The 19,935-nt window shown below is 51.2% G+C and carries 17 protein-coding genes; 3 read left to right on the top strand and 14 right to left on the bottom strand.

The window, feature by feature from the left end; translation table 11 throughout:
• The 11 genes from JYE50_RS04270 to ychF all read right to left on the bottom strand — a co-directional run bounded on the left by JYE50_RS04270 (position 1) and on the right by ychF (position 12,564).
• A complete protein-coding gene (locus JYE50_RS04270) occupies positions 1-4,119 on the bottom strand; it encodes a phospholipid carrier-dependent glycosyltransferase (protein WP_304588221.1) in 4,119 nt (1,372 codons plus the stop codon).
• Positions 4,120-4,125: 6 nt separating this feature from the next.
• Positions 4,126-4,488 (bottom strand): YraN family protein, encoded by a 363-nt coding sequence (locus tag JYE50_RS04275; RefSeq protein WP_179138208.1) that lies wholly within the window; start codon positions 4,486-4,488, stop codon positions 4,126-4,128.
• Positions 4,489-4,490: 2 nt separating this feature from the next.
• Positions 4,491-5,102 carry a ribonuclease HII gene (gene rnhB, locus JYE50_RS04280; protein ID WP_084094642.1) on the bottom strand — a complete coding sequence of 204 codons (612 nt, stop codon included), beginning with the start codon at positions 5,100-5,102 and terminating at the stop codon, positions 4,491-4,493.
• Positions 5,095-5,982 (bottom strand): ribosome biogenesis GTPase YlqF, encoded by an 888-nt coding sequence (gene ylqF, locus JYE50_RS04285; RefSeq protein ID WP_179138209.1) that lies wholly within the window; start codon positions 5,980-5,982, stop codon positions 5,095-5,097. Before ylqF ends, rnhB begins: the two co-directional genes overlap by 8 nt.
• 201 nt (positions 5,983-6,183) lie before the next feature.
• Entirely contained in the window at positions 6,184-6,825 is a 642-nt protein-coding gene (locus tag JYE50_RS04290; protein ID WP_084094644.1) for a DUF4230 domain-containing protein, read from the bottom strand.
• A gap of 10 nt (positions 6,826-6,835) precedes the next feature.
• Entirely contained in the window at positions 6,836-7,000 is a 165-nt protein-coding gene (locus JYE50_RS04295; protein WP_179138210.1) for a hypothetical protein, read from the bottom strand.
• 28 nt (positions 7,001-7,028) lie between these two features.
• Positions 7,029-7,724: a DUF2461 domain-containing protein gene (locus JYE50_RS04300; protein ID WP_084094645.1), complete on the bottom strand. Its 696-nt coding sequence runs from the start codon at positions 7,722-7,724 to the stop codon at positions 7,029-7,031.
• Between the two features lie 29 nt (positions 7,725-7,753).
• A complete protein-coding gene (locus JYE50_RS04305) occupies positions 7,754-9,811 on the bottom strand; it encodes a glycoside hydrolase family 3 C-terminal domain-containing protein (protein ID WP_283399148.1) in 2,058 nt (685 codons plus the stop codon).
• 134 nt (positions 9,812-9,945) lie between these two features.
• Complete coding sequence (rplS, locus tag JYE50_RS04310) at positions 9,946-10,296, bottom strand: 50S ribosomal protein L19 (protein WP_084094647.1); 351 nt, start codon at positions 10,294-10,296, stop codon at positions 9,946-9,948.
• Between the two features lie 141 nt (positions 10,297-10,437).
• On the bottom strand, positions 10,438-11,448 hold the full coding sequence (locus tag JYE50_RS04315) for a sugar-transfer associated ATP-grasp domain-containing protein (protein ID WP_084094648.1): 1,011 nt from the start codon (positions 11,446-11,448) through the stop codon (positions 10,438-10,440).
• A gap of 18 nt (positions 11,449-11,466) precedes the next feature.
• Complete coding sequence (ychF, locus tag JYE50_RS04320) at positions 11,467-12,564, bottom strand: redox-regulated ATPase YchF (protein ID WP_084094649.1); 1,098 nt, start codon at positions 12,562-12,564, stop codon at positions 11,467-11,469.
• A 144-nt stretch (positions 12,565-12,708) separates the two neighbouring features.
• Here ychF and JYE50_RS04325 point away from each other — a divergent pair, with 144 nt between their 5' ends.
• Positions 12,709-13,560 (top strand): undecaprenyl-diphosphate phosphatase, encoded by an 852-nt coding sequence (locus JYE50_RS04325; protein WP_084094650.1) that lies wholly within the window; start codon positions 12,709-12,711, stop codon positions 13,558-13,560.
• 41 nt (positions 13,561-13,601) lie between these two features.
• Entirely contained in the window at positions 13,602-15,095 is a 1,494-nt protein-coding gene (locus JYE50_RS04330) for a D-alanyl-D-alanine carboxypeptidase family protein (RefSeq protein WP_084094651.1), read from the top strand.
• A gap of 2 nt (positions 15,096-15,097) precedes the next feature.
• Here JYE50_RS04330 and JYE50_RS04335 read toward each other — a convergent pair whose 3' ends face one another.
• The 3 genes from JYE50_RS04335 to JYE50_RS04345 all read right to left on the bottom strand — a co-directional run bounded on the left by JYE50_RS04335 (position 15,098) and on the right by JYE50_RS04345 (position 18,079).
• Positions 15,098-16,495, bottom strand: coding sequence for a sensor histidine kinase (locus tag JYE50_RS04335; protein WP_179138211.1), 1,398 nt, complete (start codon positions 16,493-16,495; stop codon positions 15,098-15,100).
• The gene (locus JYE50_RS04340) at positions 16,482-17,180 is read right to left on the bottom strand and encodes a response regulator transcription factor (protein WP_084094653.1); all 699 of its coding nucleotides are present in this window, start codon (positions 17,178-17,180) and stop codon (positions 16,482-16,484) included. The genes JYE50_RS04335 and JYE50_RS04340 overlap by 14 nt, the downstream gene beginning before the upstream one ends.
• Positions 17,181-17,254: 74 nt before the next feature.
• Positions 17,255-18,079: a DUF4342 domain-containing protein gene (locus JYE50_RS04345; protein WP_084094654.1), complete on the bottom strand. Its 825-nt coding sequence runs from the start codon at positions 18,077-18,079 to the stop codon at positions 17,255-17,257.
• Positions 18,080-18,308: 229 nt separating this feature from the next.
• On the opposite strand from JYE50_RS04345, the gene JYE50_RS04350 reads away from it, so the two are divergent.
• Complete coding sequence (locus tag JYE50_RS04350; protein WP_084094655.1) at positions 18,309-19,898, top strand: xylulokinase; 1,590 nt, start codon at positions 18,309-18,311, stop codon at positions 19,896-19,898.
• Positions 19,899-19,935 lie beyond the last annotated feature (37 nt).

Raw genomic sequence — 19,935 nt, forward strand, 5'->3', positions numbered from 1 at the left:
TCAGTACCAGATCTGCAGATGTCCGATGGCCAGGTCAAGCCAGCCTGTGGGAACATTGATTCCGCATGCGTAAGGGAAAAGGATGACAAAGAATACCAGCGCGGCGGCTATGAATACCGCAGCCGCGATCCGTGCGGGGATTACCGCTTTATTTCCGTATCCGTCAAAGCAAAGGGCGATGGCAAGCATCAGGAAAGGAATACTGGCAAAATAATGGTAGATATAGGTGCCCCGCGGAACAAGAACCCAGGGCAGATACTGCGCGAGGATGCCAATGAAGAGGAATACGTAACGGCTGTCCCAGCGGAAGGAACGCAGGTGCCACAGATAATCGGATCCTTCAATGCGGTATCTTCTGGCCTGTGCGCAGCGGAATATACAGAGGACCAGCGCGGCGAGCCCGCCGAACCAGATAACCGGGTTTCCGAAGCAGAAGATGCTGTGGTGAACCGGAGAATCATAGGGTATATACTGCTGGGAAGCATAATACATAGGCTTGCCGATGATGGGCCACTGCCACCAGGGTGAATAGAAGTAATGATCCATACCGAGCCCGGGCTGGCTGTGGTAATTGAACATCCCCACCTGGGCGTTCCAGACTTCCGCAATATAATCCCATATGGTCTCCATACGTTTGAAGGCATAGGCCATATAGGGAATGTAGCTGGCCAGGTAGATCAGTACAGGAACGACTATAAAGAACGGGATGCACCAGGCGCAGATCCAGAAGGTTCTGCCCCATGCGGCACTTTTCTCGTCCTGGCCTGAAGCTGCTTTCGCGCGGATGATCCGGATGCAGTGCCAGAAGAACAGGATCGCCAGGCCGGCACCCGCGTAAATTCCTATCCATTTGCTGGCGATGGAAAGTCCCATAAAAAGTCCGCTCAGGGCCAGGTTTTTCAGGGATGCCGACAGCTTTTCAGACACATAATCCGTCTGCATAAAACGCAGCATGAAGAAGAATGCGAAGATGATAAACAGAACCGGGAAACTGTCAATTGTCGCGATCTGCGTCTGCGTCAGATGCATACAGTCAAGCGCCATCAGCAGGCACGCGATCAATCCTGTGCTTGTTTTCTTGGTAAGCTGCTTGCCGAGCAGATACATACCCGGAAGCATAATGATACCGGCCAGTGCCCCGGCAAAACGCCATCCGAAGGGTGTCATGCCGAACAGGGAGACAAACAGGCTCATAAGCACTTTTCCGAGCGGCGGATGACTGGTTTCATACGGTACGGTTCCCCGCGTGAATTCATACGCGGTTCGGGCATGATAGATTTCGTCAAAATAGGTGCTGTTCCACCAGCTGGGCTGGATTTTTGCCTGTTTTGTTTCACTCGTTTCCGGGAATGCCGGCAGGCCCTCCATGGTATCCTGTTCATCCAGCATGTTGGACGGATCGGAGAACAGGGAGGATTCCGGTTCAGCGCCGCTTTGTCTGATAACCTTTGCGGGAAGGATTTTCCCGTCAGCATCGCGGAAAAGGACTTCATTCAGGACTAGGTTGACCTGGCATGCCGACAGCCTGATATACCTGCCGCTGAAACGGACAATACCGCTTTCCGAGTTGGTGAATTCGCGGTTGTAGGGCTTATCCCGCGTGGGTTTTTCCGTGGAAATGGTGACATACTTCCATTTCCAGCACTGACCCTGATCCATCTGCGCGTAAACTTCATCGCTCCAGTTTTCAAGGTCCACACTGGAAGCAAATGTAAAGTTTTTCTGGCTGACCTGTGCGAAATACAGGATTTCCGTTCCGCTTCTGGATTCTCCCAGGTCAAAAATGATCTGTTCGTCCGGGCTGCTGGATGTCCAGTATGACTGTGGAGCTTTTGTGCTTCCTAGCGTCAGCAGGCTGATCACGGCATATACCGCGGTGATCAGGGTGAGCAGGATCGTATCTTTCCGTTTCCAGTGCAGGAACCGGTCGTTAAGCGGTTCGGGCTTTGCATCCGGTGCCTTCTCCCGGGCAGGTTTCTCCTTGCCGTCCCGGAGGAACAATTCAAGGTTCAGCCACAGCGCGTACAGCGCGCCTAGGATGTTGGCGGCGCTGATGATATCCGCAAGCCATACCGTATCCTTGTTCAGGTGACCGGCACTTGATCCCAGGCGGATACTGTTGTCCAGCACAATTCCCTCATTGATGAATACCGTCACCGTAAACAGCAGCAGGATATAGAGGATCCGACGGTCCCGGAGCAGTGTCCAGGCAAGTGCGAGCAGGAGAAGTGCGGGGAAAACATACCGCTCATGCATTTTGATGCCGAATACATACAAAAGGATATACAGCAGTCCCCCAAGCCATGGCAGGAGCTGTATATTGCGGGAACGGACCGCGGGACTGATCACAACGGCAAAGGGGAACGCCATGGCTATGCCGCCGATCCAGGCCCAGGAAGCCTTCATGAAGGCACAAACGATAAACGCGGCCGAGAAAAGGAAACAGATGAAAGTCTCAGTGCTGTGATTCGGCTTCCCTTCCGCGCGGTAATACCACCAGATCCCGTAACCGGCGCAGAGGATGCAAAGAAGTACCGGCGCCATCACATGGGCTTCATCAGCCACAGGAGCCCAGTTCCCGCCAAGCAGGTAATACAGGTTTGCTGTATTGACCGTTGCGTGGGGATAGGAAGCCAGCGTACGGCTGTAAAGGTTGATCAGCCAGTCCCAGTCCTGCTGCAGGCTGAAAGGAATCACACCCAAAGCGAGTACTCCCAGGCTTACAGCAGTACCAATGAGGATTGTTTTCCGTGCTTCAGGATTCCGGATAAAGGTCAACAGGATATATACAAGTCCCAGCGGCCCCAGCATAAGGGCCTGGGGCTTAAGAAGCACAGATAACACATACAGCGGCAGGGCGGCAATCCAGTTCCCCTTCACCGCAAACAAGGCAACCGCAAGCAGCATCAGGCAGAGGGCGCTGTCCATCTGTCCCCACGCGGCGCTGTTAAGGATCGTTGCCGGATTGAACAGCGAAAGCGCCAGGAAGCACAGGCAGGTATCCGGCCTGAACAGCTTTTGCCTGATCATCAGCCGGTAGATCAACCAGCATCCAGCCAGGTCACATATGGACGGAACAAAGCGGTAAATAACCCTCGTCAGTTCGGTTCCTGCCTGCAGCAGATCCGTGATACAGGCGTTCAGTCCAAGGATGTAGGTGTAAAGAGGAGGATAATCGCAGAAACTTGTTCCTGCGTAGAATCCCCAGGGACCATGGGAATACATTGTCTTTCCCCAGCTGAGGAAGCACCCGACATCAACCAGGTATCCTTCCACAAACCAGCTGATGATCATCCGGAGAACCAGTGCGGCTGCAAGCAGGGCAGCGACTTTCAGGGAAGATACAGTTTCATAATCGGAGATCAGTTCAGGCCTGTGATGCCGGCGGTGCAGGATGACAAGGCATACAAACGCATAAACCAGGCTGATCAGGATCAGCCAGAATACAGTGGGGATATTGGATTCTTCTTCCTCTTCCCCGTATTCCTCGTCATCCGCGTAATCATCCGTATCATCGGTTTCCCTGTACCACATATCCGCGATTGTGTCATCGGGAATGCTGTCCACCTTCTCCAGGGAAAGCCCGGAAAAGGCTGCGCTTCCCGTACACATACCGCTGTAACCGCCGAGGCGGGCAAATACGGTTATATAGTGCTGTTCAGGTCCTGTTTCGCCGTAATATTCGATATACTGCCATTCCCCGTCTGTATCATATACCTGCTCACTGAAAGCGTAGACACCTTCAACGCTCAGGTTGGCACCGTGCCCTCCGGATACTTCATCCGCGCTGATATAACCGCTGAGCAGATACAGGGAATCCGGTTCAACCGCAACCGTCTGGGCAAAACGGGCGTCATTTTCATTGATGTTGCGGACAGTAACGGTATTCCTGCCTTCCTGGCCGTTTTTGCCTGTGCTGAACACGCTGTACCCGATCTGGGGATAATAGGCGTCTGTATACCAGTGCTCGGGGATCCCGTCTTCATCAATTTCTGTAAAATCAGCATTGACGAGCAGGTTTTCCGCTGCAGCGCAGCCGGCGGAAAACAGCATAACGATCAGCATCGTCAAAACCATGAACAGGGAAAACCGTTTATATGTCATCAGTCTGTAACGCACCTTTCTTTATCTGTAAAACATGCCGCCCGGCTGGAACGCGTTTGGGATATACAGGAATTCATCATCCCGAACTTCGATCACATCGAAGCGGATGGCGTGGTTCAGCATTTTATGCTGCATCAGGTAAAGCGTGGCAGCCCTGGCGATCCGCTGCTGTTTTCTGCGGTTCACGGACTCCAGCCCGCATCCGGGTCTGCCTGATATCCTTGTTTTAACCTCGACAAAAACAATGTAATCCTTATCGAGCATAATCAGGTCAATTTCTCCGGCTTTGTTCCTGTACCTGCTTTCCTGCAGCCGCATTCCATAATGCTCTTCCAGCCAGACAGCAGCCATATCCTCGCCCAGCAGTCCGGTTTCATAGGTCATCTTCATACAAAATGGGTGATAAAGCTCCTCCTGTGCTCGGGGCAGGGTCCGATTCGTTTTAAAGCGTCAGTATGTTCCTTTGTGCCGTATCCCTTATTCCTGGCAAATCCGTATTCAGGATACAGCTTATCCAGCTCCTTCATCTGCCGGTCCCGGATGACTTTGGCGACAATACTGGCCGCGGCGATGGAATAGGAGGTGGCGTCTCCCTTGATAATAGGGACTTCCCTTCCTTTCAGTCCAAGGCCGGTTACAGCGTCGATCAGGAAAATATCGGCAGGAACGGCTTCCGCAGCCTTCCGCATCGCTTTGCGGGTGGCTTCAAGAATATTGATCCTGTCGATCTCTTCCGGGCTCACTTCACCGATACCGACGTATAGGGCGCAGGACATGATCTCGTCAAAAACCTTTTCCCTGCGGCTTTCGCTCAGCTTTTTGCTGTCATCGATCCAGGGAATCAGGGGTTCTTCAGGCATGACAACGCAGGCTGTCACCACATTACCGGCAAGCGGACCGCGTCCCACTTCATCCATGCCGGCTACAACCAGCCCGCCTTTGCGGTAATTTCTGTCAAATTCCATCAGTTCGGCAGCATGAAGAGCTCTGTCAATCATTTATCTTATCCTCTTCCGTTTCGAATTCGGCAGGTTTTTCCAGCGTGATTCTCCCGAGCTTGCCTCCCCGGAATTCATCCAGTACAACGCTGCAGCAGCGGTCATAGTCCATTCTGCCGCCTTTCAGCAGCCAGCCTCTTCCCGTACATACGGCATCCAGGAGCTCAACGCCTTTCAGACCTGTATCCTCAATATGGAATCTTTCCGCTACAGCGTCCGGAATAACGCTGCACAGATCCTCAAGAAGATGGATTGTCAGTTCAGCGGTATCAACAACGTCATCCTTGATGGATCCGATATAGCACAGCCTGCGCGCGGACAGCTGGTTATCCAGTCTGGGCCAGAGCAGTCCGGGGGTATCCAGCAGTTCCAGATAAGGGGAAACCTTTACCCACTGATTGCTTTTGGTGACCCCCGGACGATCACCGATCTGGGTAACAGAGCGTCCGTAAAGGCGGTTGATCAGTGTGCTTTTCCCGACATTGGGGATTCCTGTGATCATGGCCCTGACAGTTTTCCGGACGCCTTTTTCAAGGGCTTTATCCACAATCTCCTTTGTGGCCTTGTCAATCAGGCCCAGCGTTTCCTTGCCGTTCATTTTCGCGGCGTTAGTCAGGTGGGCTTCTGTTCCCTGCCTGCGGAAATACTGAATCCACAGATTGTTCATATTTGCGTCCGCCAGGTCAGATTTGTTTAGGAACAGGAGATGCCGCTTCCTGGATATCATGGAGGAAAGTTCCGGATTCCGGCTGGAATACGGCAGACGGGCGTCACATATTTCGATAATCAGGTCAATACGCTTGATGTGGTCCTGGAGAAGCCTTTTCGTTTTGGCCATATGCCCGGGATACCAGTTGATTTTAGCGTTCTGATCGCTCATCGGAATCACTTCCTTTATTGCTTTATCATCTTTCATAAACCATTTATGGATATAATCTGTTTACGGGAACTGTCCGCAGATCCCTTCGCGCAGGCATAAACGATGCCCGTTTCATTCATGGCAAAAAAAATTACTTCATTATATTATGCAAAAAAGAGATTTCAGTCAAGGCGAACAAAACCGCCGATGCGGCAGCTTCTGTCACATAAAAACAGCGGCCGAAGCGGCCGCCGCGTCATTCAGTCTGACAAATTCAAATTCATAGTGTCGTTCACCGTAGTTTTCCAGCCATTGGCAGATCGTTTCCTCGAAAGATTTCCGTATATCTTCCCATGCCCTGTCAGAATGCTCCTTTTCAGTAACATACTGTTCCCGGCATTTCATTTTCTGTTCGTTCAGAAGCGTTTCCACGCTTTTTTCAATCGCCTTGGAAAACAGGTTGTTTTTGTTGATCTCAAGGGCTTCGATCCCGTCATTCAGGATTTCCGGATCAGGCAGGGCAAATATGATCCGGTCGCTGTCTGTTGTCATAACGACCTTGCTCAGGTCTATTCCGATGCTCGCTGTATACCGGTACCGTATGGTGGTGGACCCTACGGTTCCGAAAATGATCACATTGGTTTTCGCTTCCAGGACGCCTTCCTCATCGATTGTGGTCACTTCAAGCCGTTTGCTGGATTCAAGCTTTTGCTCAAGAATAACGCTTTGCACCCTGATCTCCCCTGTCGCGTCGGGCAGCAGACGCCTGACAAGCGGCCTGACGAACGGCAGCAGAACAATGACCAGGATAATAACAAGCGCTTTTGCGATAACAGAAGCAAACCATTTACCTGTTTTTTTCATAAGCGATTCCTCAGGACACCGTCAGCATGGCCAGCACGGGCATCACGGCGTATGTGATCAGGAAATACAGCACCGTGATCATGCCGATAAGCATAAAAACCTTTGCAATAAAGGGAATACGGTGCCTTCTTTCCTCTCTGTGTTCATCAGGATGCGGTCTGAACGGTTTTCTCACGGTCAATTCACTTCCTTCCGGTGGGATATCATTCTGTCCCGTCCTTCTGTATGTCATCCATACAGCCCCGGAGCAGTCTGTACATCGGTGCCATGGCAAGGAAATCTTTTCTGATTTCTTTGACTATTCTGTCTGAAAAAGCCCATTTCCAGTCCGGTTCATACCGGCTGATGTAGATTTCCTTTCCGGTATACCATTGCTTCAGCCGCTGCGGTATTTCAGGGGGTATATCCATTCTTTTATAGAATCTGCCGTTGAGCAGCAGGTGCCGTCCGGCCAGATTCATATCATCGATCAGGGCCAGGGTACCGTCCGGATTCGCTCTCATCCTTTTCCGGAAAAGATCCATCAGTTCCCTGTTTTCACCCCAGATGCCCATTCCCCAGCCCAGTCTGTCAGGACCGAACTCAAAATAATAGAAAAGGCTTTTATCCCTGGGTTCTGCGGCCCGTCTGAAAAGAAACCAGTGATGATCGCGGTACGGGCTTTTATCCCTGGAAAACCGGGTGTCCCGGTGTATCCTGGAAAGGCATTTATAGGGTCTCGTTTCCATCAGCGGATCAATCTTCCGCATATCATCGGCAAGATCGTTGATCAGTTCGTAAAAAGGGGTCTGGACTGTTTCTACATAGCGGTCATGCTGCTCATGGAAATAGGTGCTGTTGTTATGAAATTTCAGGTCCAGCAGAAACTGGATTGTTTCGTCGGTGAAGCCTGTAAACATTAAATCCTCCGAATAATGATGAAAATGGATCAGAAACGGATCTCAACCGTATCTCCGGCATTCTCAAAGCCCGGCTGGCCGAGACCGACATACAGGGTGCCGTGTTCCGCGGAAATCCTGTTGCCTTCACTGTTGATCACGGTGCGGGTGAAAGGATCCAGGGTTACGGAAACGGTTTTCGTTTCCCCGGGGTTCAGGCTGACACGCTGAAAACCGCAGAGCCTGGGATGAACAGGCGCAAAGGGACTGTCACAGGCAGCGTATACCTGGATCAGAGCGTCGCCTGCCATGCTGCCCGTATTGCGGATCTCGGCGGATACGGTGAGATCATCCGCATCCGCTTTCAGAACTTCATAGGTGGTGTAGCTCAGTCCGTGACCGAAGGGATACAGCGGTTTACCTGTAAAGTAGCGGTAGGTTCTGTTTTCCATGCTGTAATCTTCAAAATCAGGAAGATCGTCAATGCTTTGATAGAATGTCAGCGGAAGATGTCCGCTGAAGTTCTTTTCGCCGAAAAGCAGTTCCGCCAGGGCGGTACCGCCGGCCTGCCCCGGATACCAGGTAAATACTTTCGCGTTTCCGCCGGGCACGTTCAGGCTGGAGCCAGCGGTAACAACGGTAATAAGTTTCCTGGCGCTCATTTCGAGAACATCCAGAAGCCTGCGCTGTGATTCAGGAATCAGCAGGTCTTTTTTATCCCCGCTGAAATATTCATTACCGGTATCCCCTTCCTCGCCTTCCAGACCCGCGTCCAGCCCGACGCATGCGATCGTAACATCCGCGGCTTCCGCGTACATAGCAGCTTCGGCCAGCCTGTCGTCAGCCTGCGCCAGGCCGGATGTCCTGTCTTTGAACAGATGACAGCCAAGGCTGTACAGAACACGGATACCATGTTTCCTGCCGTAATCCCGCAGGCCTTCCAGGAAAGTGACATACCGGCTGCTTGTGCCGTTATAGTTCCCCTCAAGCGCGGGAATGCTGTCAGCGTTCGGACCAATTACCGCAATGGTTTTGATACTTTGCGGATCCAGGGGCAGGATGCCGTCATTCTCCAGCAGCACCATGCTTTTTTCAGCGGCTTCCAGGGCAAGAGCGGCATGCTCGTCTGTATCGTTATCCGTAACGGGAATGCTGTCATATTCACAGTCATCCGCAAACAGACCGAGCAGGAATCTTGTAGTAAACAGCCGTTCACAGGCGGTGGTGATGTCTTCTTCGGTAACCAGGCCTTCCTGTAAGGCTTCCAGGATATGAAGATAAGTGTTGCCGCAGTTCAGGTCGCAGCCATTTTTTATCGCCAGTGCTGCGCTTTCGGGTGCTGTCGCGGTCACCTTGTGGTTAACATGGAAATCACGGATGGCCCAGCAGTCACTGACCACGTGTCCACGGAAACCCCATTTGTCTCTCAGTGTCTTTTTCAGCAGGGTTTCACTGCCGCAGGCCGGTTCACCGTTGACACGGTTGTAGGCGCCCATCACGGACTCGACTTCCGCTTCCCTGACAGTGGCTTCAAACGCGGCCAGGTAGGTTTCATTCATATCTTTGGCATTCACGCGGGCATCAAACTGGTGCCTGACGGCTTCCGGCCCGGAATGAACAGCGAAATGCTTGCTGCACGCCGCGGTTTTCAGGTATTTTCCGCTGCCCTGCAGTCCTTTGATGAAGCGGATGCCGAGCCTGGAAGTCAGATAGGGATCCTCTCCGTAGGTTTCATGTCCCCGTCCCCAGCGCGGGTCACGAAAAATGTTGATGTTCGGGCTCCAGACGGTCAGGCCTTTATAGATATCCCTGTCTCCGTGGCTGCTTTGTCCGTTGTATTTTGCCCTCGCCTCATCCGAAATAACGTCAGCGATTTTCTCCTGAAGGTCCTCATCAAACATGGCAGCCAGGCCGATGGCCTGCGGAAAAACCGTGGCGGTACCGGCACGGGCAACACCGTGAAGCACTTCATTCCACCAGTTATAGGCGGGAATTCCAAGCCTCGGGATCGCGGGTGCGTCATATTTCAGCTGAGAGGCTTTCTCCTCAAGCGTCATGCGGCTTACCAGCTCTTTGGCTTTGGATGCTGCTTCGGTTCTGTCTCTCATGGGATTAATCTCCTTCATCTGTCAATAATATATCTTATTATATTTCAACAATCCATCTGTTGAATCCTTCTCTGTGAGGGAACTGAACCAAAAACAAAAAAACTGCTGCACTGCAGCAGTTTTTAGAGCACAAATCAGACGCGCTTGACTTCCTTGATCTTGGCCGCTTTGCCCTGACGTTCACGCAGGTAGTACAGCTTAGCACGGCGGACCTTACCGCGGCGGATCAGTTCAACGTGATCCACACGGGGAGAATGGATCGGGAAAGTACGTTCCACGCCAATACCGTAGGATACGCGGCGAACAGTGAATGTTTCACGGATTCCGCCGTTGCGCTTGGCGATAACGGTTCCTTCGAAAGCCTGCAGACGTTCACGGTTGCCTTCAACAACCTTAACCCATACACGCACGGTATCACCGACGTTGATTTCGGGCAGATCGCTGCGAATCTGTTTTGCTTCGATAGAGCGGATAATTTCGTTCATGGTTTGTGCCTCCTTCCCTCATAGACGTTCGTGACCCGGCGGTTCATCCGAACGGATGAATCATATTACTCCGGACAGAGGACCGTCCGCATAACATATGAACTATATCACAATAGTCAACCGCGTGCAAGAGTTTTTTTCTTACAGGTCAATAAATTTCTCAAATTCTGGCAGTATGCCGATTCCGTCCGGATAATGCGCCGCGAACTGCGGGATCGCGTGCGACGGAAAACTGTTCCCTTCAATAAAGGTGGGGCCGTTTTCAGTGATGGCCACGTCCCATGCGATGAAACGCATCTGTGGTATCTTCTGAGCCGCTTCAAGGCACATCTGTTTCGCTTCGTTCCAGAAGGGAATCTGGAAACCGATGATGCTGGTATCTGTCATCGGATGCTTGATAAACGTGTTCCCCTGCTTGTCAGCGCCTACCGTGCATAGTTTCCCCGTATCCAGATTGATCCTGGAAGCCATACCGCCGCAGTCCACGTTGTCCATCACGCGTCCGTTGCCGATCCGCAGGAAGGCATATACAATCCCCTGCTGCTTGTCGCCCAGCAGTGTGGCGATACGGCAGGTATTGACGGAAGTCGGGCACAGGGAAGCCATTTTCGGATGCTGAATGACGATCTCTTCCAGGATACCGATGCCGTCTTTCTTCAGCCTGGCCAGGAATGCTTCCGGTCCGTCCTTCCAGTCGTCCTCGGAATACTTCTGGATGCCGGCGCCGCTGGATCCTTCCAGGGGCTTGCCGATCAGTTCGTGGAAACTCCTGCAGAGCGCGTAAACATCTTCTGTGGATGTGTTGTCATCAATCCGGATCCACCTGCGCGGAATCCATTGCTTAAAGAATTCGTTGAATTCCGCTTTGTCATCAAATGTATGCCAGTATTCCTTCGGATTCATCCTGCGGACAATATCGTTGGAAATACCGCGCGTGATGACCGTTTTGCGCTGTTCATCGTTCAGCTTGTACATCTGCGCGATTTTGTAGTCAATATAACCCGCGTTGTATTTGATGCCGCATTTGAGCATATCGGCCAGAAGCCACAGCCTTCCCTTCCCGCTGCGTTTTTTCAGCAGGCCGGTTGTTTTCCACATGGCTTTCCAGTCCATTTTTTTCAGGCGGTTCCAGAAATACTGAATACGTGACATGATAACTCGATCCCTTCTTTATACATTGAACCGGAACAGGGTGATATCTCCGTCTTTCATCACATAATCCTTGCCCTCGCTGCGGACCAGGCCCTTTTCCCTGCAGGCAGCCATGCTGCCCAGTTCCGCCAGGGTGTCAAAGGGAACGATCTCCGCGCGGATAAATCCTTTTTCAAAATCCGTATGGATTTTTCCGGCGGCCTGCGGTGCTTTGGTTCCTTTTACAATCGTCCAGGCACGGCATTCATCCTCACCTGCTGTCAGGAAAGAGATCAGTCCCAGGAGCCGGTAGCTGGCGGTAATCAGCCGGTCCAGTCCGCTTTCGCCGATGCCCAGTTCCTCCAGGAATTCATTCTTTTCATCGGGTCCCATGGAGGCGATATCCTGTTCAATGGCAGCGGAGATCACAATAACCTCAGCGTTTTCGGCTTCGGCGATCTTCCGTACCTGGTTGACATAATCATTCTCTGTATCGTCTTTGCCAAGATCATCCTCAGATATGTTGGCTGCGTAGATGACAGGCTTGGTCGTCAGCAGGAACCAGCTCGTCAGGATCTGCTTTTCATCATCATCGCACTCCAGGGTGCGGGCGGGTTTCCCGCTCTCAAGATGCGCGTACAGGCGGTCGGCCAGTTCTGCTTCGGCACCCGCTTTTTTATCTCCGCCGCGGAAGCTTTTTTCCGCTTTGTCTTTTCTTTTCTGTACGGTTTCCATATCGGCGAAGATCAGTTCCAGGTTTATGGTTTCAATATCCCTGGCCGGATCCACTGAACCATCCACATGAATGATGTTATCGTCATCAAAACACCGGACCACATGCACAATGGCATCCACTTCCCGGATATGGGAAAGGAATTTGTTGCCCAGTCCCTCGCCCCGGCTTGCGCCTTTCACAAGTCCGGCAATATCAACAAATTCGATGGTGGTGGGTGTCACCTTTTTCGGATGGTACATATCGGCAAGGACGTTGAGACGGGGATCCGGAACAAGCACAACGCCGGTATTGGGCTCAATGGTGCAGAACGGATAGTTTTCCGCCTGGGCTCCCGCGTTTGTGATCGCGTTGAATAATGTGCTTTTGCCGACATTGGGAAGACCAACAACACCTAATTTCATATGAAAGGCTACACTCCTTACAAACTAACGATATTTCCTGCATATCCGGCAAAAAATTATATCTGTTTGCTTGTGTTCAGTCAAGCTTTGCAAAGTTTATCCCTTATGGTAGAATAAAATGATTTTATCTGTGGAGGCTTTTTTATGTCCGTTCTGTTATGTGCTGTACTGGGCCTGCTGCAAGGGCTTGGTGAGTTTCTTCCTATCTCTTCCAGCGGTCACCTGCTGCTTTCCCGTCTGTTTTTCGGAATCCAGACAGATACGCCGGCAATGAAAATGTTTGACATTCTTCTGCATGTCGGCACGCTGATCCCTGTTTTCATCGTTTTCCGCAGGGAATGGCTGGATATGATCATGCATCCTGTCCGCAACAAAACCCTGGTCCTTCTCGTTGCCGCTTCCCTTCCCACGCTGGCTGTCTATATTGCCGCCAAAAAGCTGTTTCCGGAAGTGAACGGTTTTGCTGTCTTTGACAGCGGCTGGTTCCTTGGCTTTTCCTTCCTGATCACCGCTTTCTTCCTGCTGCTTTGCGACAGGATCGCGGCCAGGCGAAAATCCGGCGGGGATCATAAGGTCAGCCTGCTGCACGCGGTGGTCATGGGCCTGTTCCAGGGCGTCGGTATGATCCCCGGTGTATCCAGGAGCGGTTCAACAATCCTCGGCGGCGTTTCCACAGGACTCGATAAATCCACAGCCGCAAAATTTTCCTTTATGATGAGTGCGCCTGCCATTGTCGGTTCTCTTCTGATGGAAGGCAAGGACGCGATTGAGGAAGGATATATCAGCCAGATCGAGCTCATTCCTTCCCTTGTCGGCATCATTGTTGCCGCTGTTGTCGGTTATCTGGCGATCCGTTTCATGCTTCGTGTCATTGCCAAAGTACCCCTTTCCTGGTTTGCCCTGTACCTGGCTGTTATTGGCCTGATTTTCCTCTTCCTGCAGCTGAGCGGCAATACGCTGATTCCGTCCTTTTCCGTTCCTGCTTCCGTGTCATAAATAATGCTTATTTCTGTATATAATTGTGAGGTGATGCGCAGATGAAAAAAATCACAGCATTTCTGCTTGTGTTCATATTGCTTTTCACTTCCTGGACCTGTGCTTTTGCCGCCAAGAAAAACAGCGAACCTACTGCCACTCCCGAGAAGATTCCCCAGCCTACGCTTGCGCCGGATGCCCCCGAATATGATAAAGAGCATCCTGAAAACCTTGTCCCTGAACAGCTTTATGCCGCTTCAGCCATCCTGATGACACAGGATAAGGGAGAAGTCATCTTCGAAAAAGACGCGGATGCTGTGCGTTATCCGGCATCCATGACAAAAATCCTGACGGTGCTGCTGGGAATCCTGTATGTGGATGATCCGGAGCAGATGGTGACGGTGTCTGAAACGGCAGTCAACGTGCCTTCCGATTCGTCTACGATGTATCTGAAGGCCGGAGAGGAAATCAGGTTTATTGATGTTCTTTACGGTACGATGCTGCTGTCTGCCAATGACGGGGCCAACGTAATCGCGGAAACTGTTTCCGGGGACATTCCTCATTTTGTGGACCTGATGAATGAATCGGCTGCCAACATCGGCTGTATCAATACCCATTTCGAAAATGCCCACGGTTATCACGATGATAATCACTATTCCACCGCGAGGGATATCGCCATCATCGCCCGTGAAGCAATGAGGAATGACCTTTTCCGCCAGATCGCGGGAACGGTCTCCTATCAGCTTCCGAAAACAAATAAAAACAGGGCCCGTTCCATCACAACCAAAACAGAATATATGCTGACCGGATCTGAAGACAATCCGAATCAATATTACTATGAAAACGCCACCGGCATCAAAACCGGTTCCCACTCTCATTCCGGTTACTGTTTCGCGGGTGCCGCGTCCAGGGACGGGGTTGAACTGGTTTCTGTTGTTATGTTCACAGGCCGAAAAGCCCGCTGGGCAGATACGATCAAGCTCATGGATTACGGCTTCAGCCAGTATATGAGCGTTACACCTGTGGAAATATTCAACATGAATCCCATTACCATTGTAACCAGCAACTATTCCACATCGGATACGCAGAATGGAAAGCTGCAGCTGGTGTGTACCCCTGTTGATCAGAATGTCAGTATCGTGACGACCAAAAGTGAGATCGACCGGATCGCGGAAAGCCTGACGGATGTGTTTGACAGCGTTACAAACACATTCCAGATCCAGTATACCAGGGATTTCAGGGCGCCGATCAAAGCTGGTGAAGAGATTGGTTATATGTATTACACGCCGCCTTACGGAGAAACTGTCAGGTACCTGCTGACCGCTTCCCGTACGATTGATCAGCGTGAAAACGCTCCGAAAACGCTGGAGGAAATTGTCGCGGAAACCTATGCGGATCCGAATCCCTTCCCGCCTTTCAATTTTGAATTCTGCCTCATTCTTTTCGGACCGCCGCTGGTGCTGATTGCCGTCATCATCCTCCTCATCAGGCGGCATAAAAAGAAGCGCACGCATAAAATGCGCGCGCCTGCTCCTGTGAACCGGTATGTAAAGTGATCTTATTCCACAGGAAGTATAATGGAAAACACCGATCCAAATCCGGGTTTTGATCTGACCCGGATTTTTCCTTTGTGCGCCACCACAATGATCCTTGCGATGCTGAGTCCCAGACCGTGTCCGCCGGATTCGGACTTGCGCGCTTTATCGCTTCTGTAAAACCTGTCAAAGATTTTCGGAAGGTCTTCCTGTGATACGCCCTGGCCTTCATCGCGTACTGCCAGGCAGCAGGTCCCGTTCTTTTCGTCCCTGCAGGACAGTGTCACCCTGGATCCGGGACTGGAATACTTGACGGCGTTGTCGCACAGGATCCTCAGGACCTGTTTCATCATGTTGCGGTCAGCCTTGATTGTCATCGGTTCCATCTGATCCGTCTCAAATGTATAGTCTGTATGGACCATTGCTTCTTCTTTCTGGACTTCGCGGATCAGTTCGGAGGGGTCAAAGGCGGATATCTCCATCATCAGCGTCTTTTTATCATGCCTTGCCAGGAAAAGAAGGCTTTCCACCAGGTCCTTCATGCTCTCGGTTTCCTGTGAGATGGCGGATATGCCTTCATCCAGGATTTCCGGATCATCTTTTCCCCACCGCTTCAGCATATCTGTATATCCGCGTATGACGGAAATGGGTGTCCTCAGCTCGTGGCTGGCATCGGAAACAAACTGTTTCTGGCTGTTGTAGCTTCTTTCGATCCGGTCAAGCATCCTGTTGATCACAACTGCCAGGTCCTTCAGTTCGTTCTTTGTTCCCGCAATATTGATCCGGTTGGACAGATTGCTTTCAGAAAGCGTTTCCGCCATGTTTGTGATATCCCTGATCGGCGCGAGCACCCTTTTGTTCAGCCGCTGGTCATACCGGAAAAAATAGAACATCCGGAACACGTCACACAGCAGGATACCGCCTGCGATCATCATCCACAGGACAAAGATATCATGCATGTTCAGGAACACAAGCCAGTTTGCGCTGTTATCCCGGGCGTAGTAGAAGCAGAGGGTTTCATCGGAAAAAAGGTTGTTGAACAAAATAGAAAACTGCTGTCCGACCCTCGGAAAGAATTCCGTTTCCGGTTCCACATCCGTGCGCTCCGCTGTGATCCGCCCGCGGCTCACCGTTTTTCCGGTTTCTTCATCTATGTTTTCCGGGATCAGGGCACGTACCTCCCTTGATACGGGGATGCTTACTGCCATACAGAAAACAAAGGAAAGGATGCAGAGTACGGGAATAAAGCTTCTGAAAAGCTGGATGCAGTAATGCAGCGCGATGCGGAATGCCAGCGACAGCCGTATTTTGCTGACACCGCCGTGAATGCTGTCGCTGGCTTTGTTCGCAAGGACCAGATCACGGTTCCTGTTTTTCTCAGTCCTGATTTTCGTCTGCTTTTTCTTTTTATTCTTCTTCATATTCAAATAAATATCCCACGGAACGGATGGTATGGATTGTTTTGATGCCGTAATGATCATCGATCTTATGGCGCAGGTAACGGATATAGACATCGACAATGTTGGAATCGCCGATGAAATCGTATCCCCAGACTTCGTTCATGATCTGGTCGCGTGTGACCGCTGTTCCGCGGTGTTCCATCAGGTATCTCAGTGTATCGAATTCCTTCCGGGTCAGGGAAACGAGTTCGCCCTTCACGCGCACCTGCCAGGATGCGGTATCGATACTCAGGCATCCGGCTGTAAGGATATGATCCTCCTGTTCAGGAGCGGCCTGAACCCCGGCCCGCCGTTTTTTCAGGGCCACGCGGATCCGGGCAAGCAGTTCCTCTATGGCAAAAGGTTTGGTCACATAATCGTCGGCGCCCATATCCAGGCCCATGACTTTGTCCGAAACATCATCTTTCGCGGTAAGCATGATGATGGGCAGGTCACTGGTATGCCGCAGTCGTCTGCAGACTTCTATACCGCTCAGTTCAGGAAGCATCAGGTCCAGGATCAGCAGATCCGGATTTGTTTCCAGGGCGGTGTTCAGTCCGCTCCGTCCGTCAAAAGCCGTATCCACTTCATATCCCTCATGTTTCAGCTCAAGCTCGAGAAAACGGGCGATTTTCTTTTCGTCTTCAACAATGAGTATTCTGGCCATAGGATCATTCCTTTTTCTGTATTTGGGAAACACCGGCAAAACGGTATCCGGTCAGGATACCGTTTTTGTCTCTGTTATCCGATCGTTACGGAGGAAAATCCGTCCTGATCATCGTCTATGCTGACTTCACCCTCTTTGGTTTCCGTCTGTACGGGAACCTGAATGGTGGGTACGCTGGAGGCAGCGGCGGAGTAAGCGCTGTGATAGGTTGTGGCTGCCGGATTGCTTTCAAAGAAGGAATCCATTGTTTCCTCCAGTTCTTTCGCCTGGTCGCGCAGTTCCTGGGGTTCGTTTCCGAATACTGCACTGTCTTTGGTATCGTTCTCTTTTTCGGCCTTTTTCTGATCATCCTTATTGATGTTCAGTTCAAACTGCATATGGCCCTTTTTCATTTTTTCGTCGTTCGTAATGGTTTTGACCACGTTGGAAACAGAACTCTTGGCGTTCTGCGCGGCGTTTTTCACCATTTTCTCAAGGCTGTCGGACGCGAATTCGGGATCCATGCCGGAAAAAGAGAATTGATAGCCCAGGATCATGGAAACAATCACACCTGCGATGGTCATATGCGGCGCAAACAGCAGGCAGAGTCCGCCGAAAAGTACGGATACATTGACGATGCTGGTATCGCCCTTGCGGATTTTGATCCTGCTGCGATATAGCTTCTGTAAAAGATTCAGGGCTTTTTCCTTGGTTTCATTCTTCCTGCCGTTCTCACTCATGGTACGTGTTCCTTCTTTCTGTATATCTTCCTCATTTTTCAGTCTGCCGCTTTTTTCCAGGTCAATGATCGCACGGGCAAGACTGCCGTTATGATAATCAAGCAGCGCGACAGCTTCCTGATAACTCAGCCCGCTCTTTTTTCTCAGAAGCTCAATGTCTTCGATCGTATACGGTTCCATTTTTTAGCTCCCTTCTGCCGTTTTCAACCGGCACGTGTATCATAACATAAATCCTGCCCCGTTGTTCTGAAAAGAAGGCAAAAAGAAGATGAAAATATGATTAAAACTCATGAATAACCGTGCTAAACCGTACAATGTCAGAATAATCTTCATCTTTACAGTTAAAAAACGATGTGATACGATTTCTTTCAGCGGATGAATTTACTTATCACAGGAGGAACAGAATCATATGGATATCAATCAGATTGTCAACGGTACTGCTGTTCTGGGTATAGAATTCGGTTCAACCCGTATCAAGGGCGTCCTGATCGGCCGTGATCATAAGGTCATCGCCAGCGGCAGCCATGAATGGGAAAATGATTATGTGGACGGTGTCTGGACCTACAGTGAAAAAGCCATAATTTCCGGCCTACAGTCCTGTTATGCCGATCTGAAGAAAAACATACAGGATGAATATCATGTCACACTGAATAAAATCGGCGCTCTTGGCATCAGTGCCATGATGCATGGCTATCTCCCCTTCGATGCCGGCATGAATCTCCTGGTTCCTTTCCGCACCTGGCGCAACACCATTACCGGCCAGGCGGCCGACGCGCTTACGGATCTGTTCTCCTTCAACATGCCGCAGCGCTGGAGCCTCAGCCATCTTTACCAGGCGATCCTGAACAATGAGAGCCACGTAAAGGATATTGCCTATCTGACCACCCTTGCCGGCTGGATCCATTATCTCCTGAGCGGTCGTAAAGTGCTGGGTGTTGGTGATGCCAGCGGTATGATGCCCATCGATTCCGATACCTGTTCCTATGACAGCCGGATGGTCAGCGCTTTTGATTCCCTGATTGCTGACAAGGGATATCCCTGGAAGCTGATCGATATCCTGCCTGAAGTGCTGTGTGCCGGCCAGAATGCCGGTACCCTGACAAAAGAGGGCGCCCTGCTGCTGGATCCGGCCGGAGACCTGGAAGCCGGATGCCCGCTCTGTCCCCCTGAAGGTGACGCCGGAACGGGTATGGCCGCCACGAACAGCGTTCGTGAAAGAACGGGCAATGTCAGCGCCGGTACTTCCATCTTCAGCATGATCGTCCTGGAAAAGCCCATGAGCAAAGTCTATCCCGAAATCGATATTGTCACCACGCCTGCCGGCAAACAGGTCGGTATGGTTCACTGCAACAGCTGTACAAGTGATATCAATGCCTGGGTTTCACTTCTCCGGGAGTTCGCGGACCTTCTGGGTGTCAAAACAGAGGCCGGTGATGTCTTCACAAAGCTCTTCAGGAAATCTCTGGAGGGCGATAAGGACTGCGGCGGACTGGTGAATTTCAATTATCTGGCCGGTGAGCCCGTCACCGGACTGTCTGAAGGCCGTCCCCTCTTTGTACGCCTTCCTGATGCCCGTATGAATCTGGCCAATTTCATGCGCGCCCAGATTTATTCCAGCATGGAAACCCTGAAATACGGCATGGAGATCATGAACCGGGAGAATGTGGCGATTGACCGTGTCTACGGCCACGGCGGCCTGTTTAAAACCGAAGGAGTCGGTCAGAACTACCTTGCCGCCGCCATTCACGCGCCTGTTACTGTAATGGAAACAGCGGGAGAAGGCGGAGCATGGGGTATTGCCCTGCTGGCTGATTTCCTGCTTTACCGCGGTGAAAACGAAACCCTGGAAGATTACCTGCAGGATCATGTGTTCACCGGTATGAAGCAGATCACCGTATCTCCTGATTCTGCGGATGAAGAAGGTTTTAACCGGTATATGGATCGCTTTGTCAGCTGTATTCCGGCTGAAAAGGCTGCTGCTGATCATTTCAGGGGATAATGACCAGCTAAGCACCTGTAAAATGTTGTTTTTGTTT

It is taken from the genome of Aristaeella lactis, from assembly GCF_018118585.1.
GTDB classification, from domain to species: Bacteria; Bacillota; Clostridia; order Christensenellales; family Aristaeellaceae; genus Aristaeella; species Aristaeella lactis.